The 10810-nt window shown below is 70.9% G+C and carries 2 protein-coding genes; both read left to right on the forward strand.

The window, feature by feature from the left end; translation table 11 throughout:
* Positions 1-265: 265 nt before the first annotated feature.
* Positions 266-3895, forward strand: a complete 3630-nt coding sequence (locus KM933_RS11665; protein WP_308013352.1) for a laminin G domain-containing protein — start codon at positions 266-268, stop codon at positions 3893-3895.
* A gap of 350 nt (positions 3896-4245) precedes the next feature.
* Positions 4246-10761, forward strand: a complete 6516-nt coding sequence (locus KM933_RS11670) for an RHS repeat-associated core domain-containing protein (protein WP_221351020.1) — start codon at positions 4246-4248, stop codon at positions 10759-10761.
* The last annotated feature ends 49 nt before the right edge of the window (positions 10762-10810 follow it).

Raw genomic sequence — 10810 nt, forward strand, 5'->3', positions numbered from 1 at the left:
TTCCGTTCGCTTCGAGTGAACTCTTTCGTCAATTTTCGTCCTGCGAATTTCTTTTCTTTTGAGTCGGATCGGATTTTGGTTGACCATGCGCAATCAACCAGAGTAGAACTGGCGATCATCGTGATGATCATGTGCAATGCAGGGGGAAATTGTGCCGTCAGTGTTGTCGCGCCTCGCCGGAGGGCGAGGACGTCCCGCATCGGGGCGGAGGCGCAGGCTGACGGCCTTCGCCGCGGTCGCGGCCGTATGCGGGTCCACCGTCCTGGTGGGCGTCCCGGTCACCACTCCGGTGGCGCACGCGCTGTCCGGTGCCGCGCGGTCTGCGGAAACCGCCGACGCGCCGACCGAGGCCGAAAAAGCCTCGGAAAAGGCGGTGGAGACCGGCGAGCGTGTGGAAATGGTCAGCCTGCGCACCCCGTACGAGACGACCTACGCCAATGCGGACGGTGCCACCTATTCGATGTCGATTTCCACCGCTCCGGTCCGGGCCCGGACGGAGGGCGGCACGTGGACCGAGCCCGACGCCTCGCTGGAGCGCAAGGCCGACGGCACCCTCGGACCGGTGGCCGCCGTCGTGGACATCTCCTTCTCCGGCGGGGGTGACGGCGCGAACCTGGTGAGCGTGGCCGACGGCGACCGCTCGCTGACCGTCGGCTGGCCTGGTGACCTGCCCACCCCGGTCCTGGAGGGTGCCTCCGCCCGCTATCGGGAGGTGCTGCCGGGCGTCGACCTCCGGCTCACCGCGACGACCCAGGGATATCGCCAGGTCCTGGTGGTCAAGTCGGCCGAGGCGGCGGCCCAGGAGGCGTTGGAGGAGCTCGAGTTCCCCGTGGACAGACAGGGGCTCGTCCTGCGCGGCGGTTCCGGGGGCGGTGTGGAGGCCGTGGACGACGACGGCAACGCGGTCTTCCGCACCCCGGCGGCGCGGCAGTGGGACTCGGCCGGCGACGGGACCGTCGCGGCCTCCACCAGGATCACCCGCTCTCCCGTCGCGGCCGCCGACGCCCCGGGCGCGGACGACGGCGGCTCCGACGCAGACCCGGCCGCCGGGCCCAGCGACGGCGACGTCTCCGCGGTACTGCCCGTCACCGCGGCCGAGGACTCCATCACCGTGGTGCCGGATGCCGACCAGCTCGCCGACGACGACACGGTCTACCCGCTGTACATCGACCCCGACGTCTCCTGGGGCGAGTCCGAGCGCACTCTGCTCTCCTCCGACGGTGACACCTTCTACAACTTCTCCGGCGGCGACGACGGTGAGGGCGTCGGCTACTGCGGCACCTATGTCACCGGCGGCTACGCCTACGTATGCGGCTCCGGCTACAAGCAGCGCATGTACTTCGAGTTCGCGCCGACCGCCCTGCGCGGCAAGCGTGTCCTGGACGCCACCTTCCGGGTCACCGAGCGCTGGTCTATGTCCTGCACGAAGACCGAGGTGCAACTGATCCGCACGCCCAACATCTCCTCCTCCACCAGGTGGCCCGGCCCGACCAGTAACTGGGACGTCATGGGCGACCGCACGGTCGCGGCAGGCCGGGGCACCGCCTGCGACCCGAGCCAGCCGGACGCGCCCATCGAGTTCAACGACGATCCCGCGCAGAAGTACGAGAACCTCACCGGCACCGTGAAGTCCTTCGCGGACGGCGACTTCTCCCGACTGACGCTGATGCTGAAGGCGAGCAACGAGTCCGACCCCAACGGCTGGAAGCGGTTCGACGACGACGCCGTCCTCGACGTCGACTTCGTGGGCGTCCCGGCCCCGCCGACCAGTCCCGGTGTGCTCTCCGGGGAGATCACCTCCTGCGAGACGGACGCGAGCGACCCCGCTGTCCTCTCCGACCCCACACCCACCCTCACCGCCGTCGCGCAGACCGCGCCGGGCGGCGAGAAAGAGGCCGACCTGCGCGTCCGTTTCTATGTGCAGAAGCTCGACGGCAGCGCCTGGGAGGTCGCCACCGAGCCGATCCGGCCGTTCAGCCCCGCCTTCGTCAACGACGGGCAGAAGGTGTCGGAGAGTTCGCCGATCACCCTCGCCAACGGCGGAACCTACCGCATGGCCGCGTTCACCCGCTCCTACCACCCGGGCGGCAACCTGGAGTCGCGCAGCACCGTCACCACCAAGGGCTGGTGCTACTTCAAGGTCGACACCACCGCCCCCAAGGCACCGGTGATCACCTTCAAGGGCCCGTACTCGTCCTGCACGGCCGATGCCTGCGCGGCGGCCGGAGGACCGGGCGTCAAGGGCTCGTTCACCTTCGCCCCGGCCTCCGGTGACGCGGGCACCGTGGTGGGCTACCGCTACAAGCTGGCCTCCGCGTCCGCATGGTCCGCCACGGTCAGAGGGGCCACCGTCACCCGGGACATCGCCCCCGACCTCGCCGGCACCCAGGTGCTCCAGGTGCGCGCACTGGACAACGTGGGCAGCGGACGCTGGGGGGCCATCGCCGGCGTGCGGTTCAACGTGCAGGAGGGCCGGGGCGCCACCGGCCGCTGGAACTTCCTGGACGGGGCCACCGACCCGGCCTCCACGACCGCCTCCGACATCGCCACCGCATCCGGGACCCGGCATCCGGCCACCCTGTACCCCGGCTCGGGCTGGTCCGCTCTGGCCCGGCACGGCAACGGTGACCGCTCCCTGTATCTCAACGATACCTCGGACACCACCCGGCAGAGCGGATACGCGGCGACCTCCGGACCGGTCGTCAACACCCAGTCCTCCTATACGGTGTCGGCCTGGGCCTACCTCACCGACACCTCCGCCTACCGCGGCGTGCTGTCCCAGACCGGCACGGACGGCTCCGGCTTCGTCCTGTACTACTCGGCCGGCGTCAAGCGGTGGGTGTTCCGCTACAACTGGCTGGACAGCTCCGGCAATCGGCAGATGGTCACCATGAACGCCGCCGCCGAGGGGCCGCCGGTGAAGGTGTGGACGCACCTCGCCGCGACGTACGACGCCGAGGCGCACGCGATCCGCCTCTACGTCAACGGCCGTCCGCAGGGCGCGGCGCTGTCGGTGCCCGCCGGGGGCGAGAAGCAGACCCCCGACGGCGCCTTCCAGATCGGCCGCGCCAGCTATGTGTACGGCGACTTCACCCAGTACTGGAAGGGCCGGATCGACGAGGTCGCCGTCTTCCAGGAAGCCTTGACGCCGGCCGGCGTCGCCCAGGAGGCGCGGCTGCTCAACGCCGACAGCACCGCCGCGGCCACCGAGCTGGTCGCCGCGTGGAACCCGGACGGGGCCTCCGGCACCACACTCACGGACACGCTCACCGGCTACAACCGCGCCCTCGCGCTGTCCGGCGGTGCCTCGCTGGACGGCGAGGCTGTCGTGCTGGACGGCACCGACGACGCGGCCGTCACCACGGGCCCCGTCGTCGACGAGACGGGCTCGTTCACCGTGACCACCGAGGTGGAGCTGGACCAGGCGCAACTCAACGCCGAGGGGATCGGGTTCGTCGGACAGGTCCTCGGCCAGCGGACCGCGGACGGTTCCGCCTGGGGGATGTGGTACGAGACGACGGGGACGGAAACCCGGTTCGACGACGACGACAACCCCTATGAAGTACCCATCGGGTTCTGGCGGTTCGGCCGCCTGGACGCCACGGGGAACTTCACCGCCGTCGACTCCGACAGCGCGGCCGTGGTCGGCAGCCGGGTGCGGCTGACCGGGGTCTACGACGCACAGGCCGGGACCGTCGCCCTCTACCTGGACGCCACCCAGAACGACACGGACACCCCGTACACGGCGGTCGTCGGCTCGGGCGACTTCTCGGTCGGCAAGGCGTACGTGGGCGGCACCTGGGGCCGCCACCTGCCCGCACGGATCTCCGACATCCGGATCTGGGCGGGCGCGGCGATGGACGGTACCCAGGTGGACACGCTGGTCAACGGCTGAACCCGGTCCCGGGATCCCGCCCCCGGGATCCCGGGGCAGTCCTCCCGGACGACCGGTGCGGGGGGCGCCGCCCCGGCCCCGCCCCGGCCCCTGATGTGTCCCTGCGCCGCCCGGCACCGGACGCGGCTCCCGTCGCCCGCTGCTCCGCCCGTCAACGGCGCGAACCGTTCGCCGCCCGGCACACGGTGGCCGCCCCACCAGAGCGGGGGGCGGCGGACGACCGGGCAGACACCGGCGTGCCACCGTCCCTCCCACCCGCCAGTTTCCCTTTCTTCTCCCTCCCGGCCGTGCGCGGCCGTACTTCGACAGGGGTGTATGTCGTGAGATCCGGTACAGCAACACCACGCTGGATGCGTGGCGGACGGGCCGGGGCGGTGGTCGTCCTGGTCCTCGCGCTGGCTACGGGCGCACTGCCCGCCGCCGGCCCCGCGGCCGCGGCCCCCGGCGGCGGCCTCGGCCGGCCCGAGGTGCCCGAGCAGCGGGACAGCGATGTACGGACCGTCACCGGCCTGGGCGCGAAGCAGGCACGGGACGCGGTCACCGCCCACCTTGCGGACAACAAGGCCAGCGCCCGCCGGGCCGCGGCCGAGCGGCACGCGGACTGGCCCACGGCCGGCCGCGCCGCGCTCACGCTGCCCGCCGGGCGGGCGCGGAAGGCCGCCACGGTGGCAGGCGGGCTCCCCGTCACCGTCGCCTCGTCCGGCGAAGCCGAGGCCGCGGTCGGCAGCGGGAGCGTTCGTGTCCTGGACCGCGCCGCCACCACGGCTGCCGGAGTGCGGGGCGTGCTGCTGACCGCCGCCGCCGAACGGCCCGGCCGGGCCCGGCTCACCGTCGGCTACGGGGCCTTCGCCTCGGCGTACGGCGGCGGATGGTCGGGCCGGCTCGGTCTGACCCGGCTGCCGGCCTGCGCCTTGACCACACCGGAGAAACCCGGCTGCCGCACCGGCACCCCGCTCACCACCCGCAACGACACCGCCGCACAGACCGTCTCGGCCGAGGTCCCGCTCGGCGCCGCGGCCGGGGGCGCCACCGTCCTCGCGCTCGCCGCGGTCTCGCCTGCCTCGGCGACCGGCGCCGGGACCTACGCCGCCACCCCGCTGTCGTCGTCCTCGGCCTGGCAGGCGGGTGGCAGTGCCGGTTCGTTCACCTGGTCGTACCCGATGAGCGTGCCCCCGGCGGCGGCCGGGCCGGCGCCCGCCCTCCAACTGGCCTACGACTCCGGCGCCATCGACGGCCGGACCGCCTCCACCAACAACCAGACCACGCAGGTCGGTGAGGGCTTCGACCTGTCGACGTCGTCCTACGTGGAGCGCTCGTACGGAAGTTGCGACCAGGACGGCCAGAACGACAAGCACGACCTGTGCTGGAAGTACGAGAACGCCTCGCTCGTCCTGAACGGCAAGTCCAGTGAGCTGGTCAAGGACGACACCACGGGCACCTGGCGGCTGGCCGACGACGACGCCTCCACCGTCACCCACCTCACCGGCGGCACCGGGGGCGACGGCGACGGCGAGTACTGGACGGTGACCACCGGCGACGGCACCCGGTACTGGTTCGGCCTGGACAAGCTGCCCGGTGCCGGGACCGAGCGCACCGACTCGGTATGGACCGTGCCCGTCCATGGCGACGACAGCGGAGAACCCGGCTACGACCAGGGCTCCTCCTTCGCCGACCGTTCCGTCGTGCAGGCCTGGCGCTGGAACCTGGACTACGTCGAGGATCCTTCGGGGAACGCGGCCAGCTACTGGTACATCAAGGAGACCAACGCCTACGGCAAGAACGAGGCGGAGAAGGCCACCACCGAGTACACCCGCGGCGGCCGTCTCGACAAAATCCTCTACGGGCAGCGCAAGGACTCGCTGTTCACCGGCGTCACCTCGAACAAGGTCACCTTCACCTACGCCGAGCGCTGCACCGCCGCCGACTGCTCGGAGCTGACGGAGTCGAAGGCCCCGAACTGGCCGGACGTGCCCTTCGACGCGATCTGCAAGAAGGACGCCGACTGCGACGCCCACAGCCCTGCCTTCTTCACCCGCAAGCGGCTCACCCAGGTCGACACCTGGTCCTGGTCCGCCGCGATCTCCGCCTTCACACCGGTCGACACCTGGGCGTTCACCCAGGAGTACTTGGACGGCGGGGACATCGGCGACAGCACCGACCAGACACTGACGCTGAAGAGCATCCGGCGCACCGGCAAGAACGGCACCGCCCTCACGCTCGACCCGATCACGTTCACCTATCAGATGCGGGAGAACCGGGTCGACGCCACCGACAACATCCTGCCCCTGAGCCGCCCGCGGATCGAGTCCGTCACCTCCGAGACCGGGTCCATCACCCGTGTCTCACTCTCCCAGCCGGAGTGCGTGCGCGGCAGCGCCATGCCCGCCGCCGAGGACGACAACACGCGGTCCTGCTATCCGCAGTATTGGGGGATCAACGGCGCCGCGGAGTCCACGCTCGACTGGTTCCACAAGTACCGCGTCCTCGCGGTCACCGTCTCCGACCCGACCGGGAAGAACGACGCCACCCAGACCTCGTACACATACGCGGATCCCGCCTGGCGCTACAACGACAGTCCCTTGGTCGCCCTCGACGAGCGCACCTGGTCGGTGTGGCGTGGCTACGGCCGGGTGACCACCGTCAAGGGCGCCGGCGCCTCCGCCGTCAAGACGGTCACCGTCTACCGGCAGGGCATGGACGGGGACCGGCTCCTCGGTCCCGACGGCAAGCTCGACCCCGACGCCCGCCGCTCGGCCGACGTCACCGGTATCGGCTTCACCGGACTGCCGGTGCCCGCACAGACCGACAGCGATCAGTACGCGGGTATGGTGCGCCAGCAGGTCTCCTACAACGGAACCACTCCGGTCAGCGTCACCGTCGACGAGCCCTGGTCGAAGCGGACCGCCACCCAGCACAAGTCGTACGCAGACACCGAGGCGTACTTCGTGCGCACCGCGAAGTCCTCCACCCACACCCATCTGACGGCCACCGGCGGCTGGCGCACCACGGCCACCGCCACCACCTACGACGACTTCGGCATGGCCGCGACCGTTGACACCACGGGGGACACCGTCAGGAGCGGCGACGAGACCTGCACCCGCACCTGGTACGCCCGCAACGCCGCGGCGGGCATCAACTCCCTGGTCTCCCGGACCCGCACGGTCGGCCGTTCCTGCTCCGTCACGGAGAACTCCCTCAGCCTGCCCGCGTCCTCCGGCACCCGCGGCGACGTCCTGTCGGACATCGCGACGGTCTACGACCGCCCGTCCGCGACGGCGTGGAGCGCCGACCAGACCCCGACCAAGGGGTGGAAGACGTGGGGCGGACGGGCCTCGGCCTACCCCGCCACCACGACCGACGGCGAGCGTCCCCCGACCGCCTGGCAGACCACCGGCGGCAGCGCCTTCGACGACCTGGGCCGGGTGACCACCTCCACCGACGCCGCGGGACAGTCGACGACCGTCGCCTACACCCCGGTCGCGGCCGGCCCCCTGACCCGCATGGTGCTCACCAACCCCAAGTCGCAGAAGTCGTACACGTACCACGACCCCGGCAGCGGCCAGGTCACCAAGGTCTACGACCTCAACACCCGCCTCACCGAGACCTCGTACGACGCGCTGGGCCGCACCACCGCCGTCTGGCTGCCCAACCGCAGCCGGTCCGGCAAGCAGAGCGCCAACTACGTGTACGGCTACTCCGTCGGCAACGACAAGCCGTCCTGGACGTCGTCGGGGTCGCTGAAAGCCGACGGTGACACCTACAGCACCTCGTACACCGTCTACGACTCGCTGCTGCGGACCCTGCAGACCCAGGCGCCGACGGCGCTCGGCGGCCGGCTGCTGACCGACACGCGCTACGACAGCCGCGGCCTGACCCACGAGACGTACGCGGACATCTTCGACGCGGACCACACGCCCGATGGCACCTACACCCGGGCCGAGTACGGCGAGGCGCCCAAGCAGACCTCGACCGTCTTCGACGCGGCGGGCCGGCCGGTCGGCACGACCCAGTACGTATACGGTGACAAGCACTGGTCCACCACCACCAGTTACACCGGCGACTCCACCGCCACTACCGCCCTGTCCGGTGGTTCCGCCGTGCGCGAGATCACGGACGCCCTCGGCCGCGTCGTGGAGCGCCGCGAGTACGCGGGGACGGCCACCACCGACACCGCCTACGGCGGAACGGCCGGTGCCCCCTACACCAGCACCGGGTTCACCTTCACCGCCGACGGCAAGGAGTCGACGGTGACCGGACCGGATCGGACGGTCTGGAAGTACGGCTACGACCTGTACGGCCGCCAGGTCTCGGCGACCGACCCGGACAAGGGCACCACCACCACCGGCTGGACGGCGGCCGACCAGGTTGCCAAGGTCACCGACGCGAGGGGCACGAGCCTGCTCTACGAGTACGACGTGCTGGGCCGCAGAACGGGCGAGTGGTCGGGCGCCAAGACGGACCCGAACAAGCTGACGGCGTGGTCCTACGACACCCTCGCCAAGGGCCAGTTGGACTCCACCACTCGCTACCAGGGCGGTGTAGCGGGCACTGCCTACACCAAGAAGGTCACCGCCTACGACGCCCTCTACCGCGCCACCGGCAACCAACTGGTGCTGCCCGCGGATGACCCGTTGGTCACCTCGGGCGCGGTGAAGTCGACGATCGGCTTCTCCACCTACTACAACCTCGACGGCACACAGCAGTACATCGACGAACCGGCCGCCGGCGGCCTGGCGGCCGAGAAGGTCGAGGCGTCGTTCAACGACGTCGGCCTGCCCACCGCCCTCTCCGGCAAGAGCGGCTACGTCCTGGGCGCCTCCTACTCCGCGCTGGGCGAGAGCAACCAGCTCACCCTGGGCACCTCGGCGGCGACGGGCGTGAAGAAGGCATATCTGACGCAGACCTGGGAGGAGGGCACCGGACGACTCACCCGGTCCGTGCTCACCGATCAGACGCACGCCTACGAACTCCAAGAGCTGAACTACACCTACGACGACTCCGGGAACGTCACCTCCGTCAAGGACCCCACCACCCTCGGCGGCACCTCCTCCGTCGACAACCAGTGCTTCGGCTACGACGGTCACCGCCGGCTGACCGAGGCGTGGACCCCGGCGAACGGGGACTGCGCGGCCACCAGCAGCTCCTCCGTGCTGGGCGGGCCGAGCCCTTACCGGACGTCCTACACCTACACCGACGCCGGGCTGAGGGCGACAGAGACCGACCACACCGCGACCACGGCCAAGACCCGCACCTACTGCTACAGCTCCACGCAACCGCACGCCCTGACGGCGACCACCACCGCCGCCTCCTGCACCGGTGTCACCGCCGCCTACGCCTACGACGCGGCCGGCAACACCAGGACCCGCCCCGACGGGACGGCCACCCAGACCCTTTCCTGGTCGCCCGAGGGCAAGCTCGGCGAGGTGAAGGAAGGGACCTCGGTCACCGGCTACGTCTACGACGCCGACGGCAACCTGCTCGTCCGCCGCAACGCCGCCGGGGAGACGGTCCTCTACCTCGGCACCACCGAGGTGCACCTGGACACGACCACCGGCAAGTTCTGGGCCCAGCGCTACTACGGCTTCGACGGCAACGCGGTCGCCCTGCGCACCAACAAGTCCGGCACGGACACCCTGTGCTGGCTGGCCGCCGACCACCACGGCACCTCCTCGGTGGCGATGGACGCCACCACCCAGGCGGTCACCAAGCGCTACAGCACCCCGTTCGGCGTGCCCCGTACCGGCGGCAGCGGCACTTGGCCCGACGACAAGGCATTCCTCGGCAAGACCGCCGACGCCGCCACCGGCCTGACCCACGTCGGAGCCCGCGAGTACGACCCGCTGACCGGCCGGTTCATCAGCGTCGACCCCTTGCTGGAGACCGACAAGCAGCAGACCCTCAACGGTTACACCTACGCGGCCAACAACCCCGTCACCTTCTCGGACCCGACCGGAAACGCCGTCCCGGAATGCATGACCGGCGAGATCAAGTGCCGGGGCGGCATCCCGGTGTCCAACAGCAAGGACGCCGGATCCGGTGGCAAGAAGGGCAACGGCTCCGGCGGCGGTGGAGGCGGCGGCAACGGCTCCGGGGGCGGCGGCCACACGGTCGTCCGCAACGGCGGCCAGAGCAACGTCGGCAGCTCCTGCGGCCTGACCTTCGCCATGAGCGGCCACAACGCCGCCGTCTGCCAGTCGGGCTACGCGGTGCAGGTGTGGGCCATGGAGTACGAGGTCGAGGGCTATGTGACGGTCGACATCGGCGACGGCGGCACCACCGCCAACACCGTCCCGAGCGCCAGCGGCAACAACACCGGCAACGACGGCGCCGCGGACGTCATCCTGTGGACCAAGGACAAGGTCTACATCTGGGAGGTCAAGCCGGGCAACACGTACGGCAAGACGGACGGACCGAAGGACCTGACCCGCTACGTCGAAGGCATGCAGGACTACTTCGACGACGTCGGCGACGACCGCGAGGTCGAGCGGGGCCAAGGCCTGCTGCCCGGCAAGGCCGCCTCCCGGGAGGGCCTGATGAACGTCTGGTCCAAGGCGGACTACCCGGGCATGCGCTTCTACGGACGCTCCGACCGGCGCAAGCCCACGCCGAAGCCCGGTCCGCTGCCCAAGCCGAGCGCTGGCTCCGAGCAACCGGTGGAGGAGCCCGCACCCGGCACGGTCGACGCGCCCATGCCCGAACCCGTCCCCGGCGCCACCGGATCGGCCACCGGCAGCAAGTCGGGCAACGGCGGATTCGAGATCTCGCCGCAGGGCCAGAAGGCGGGGGCCGGCGCGGCGGTCTTCGCGGGTGTCCTGTTCACCATCGGCTTCTTCGTCAACGGGCTGACCGGAGGCGCCCTCGCCTGACCGCGGCCCGCGCCGCGGACGCACCACCCCTGGTCGTGGGGCCCCCCCC

The organism is Streptomyces beigongshangae, assembly GCF_019710745.1.
Lineage (GTDB): Bacteria > Actinomycetota > Actinomycetes > Streptomycetales > Streptomycetaceae > Streptomyces > Streptomyces beigongshangae.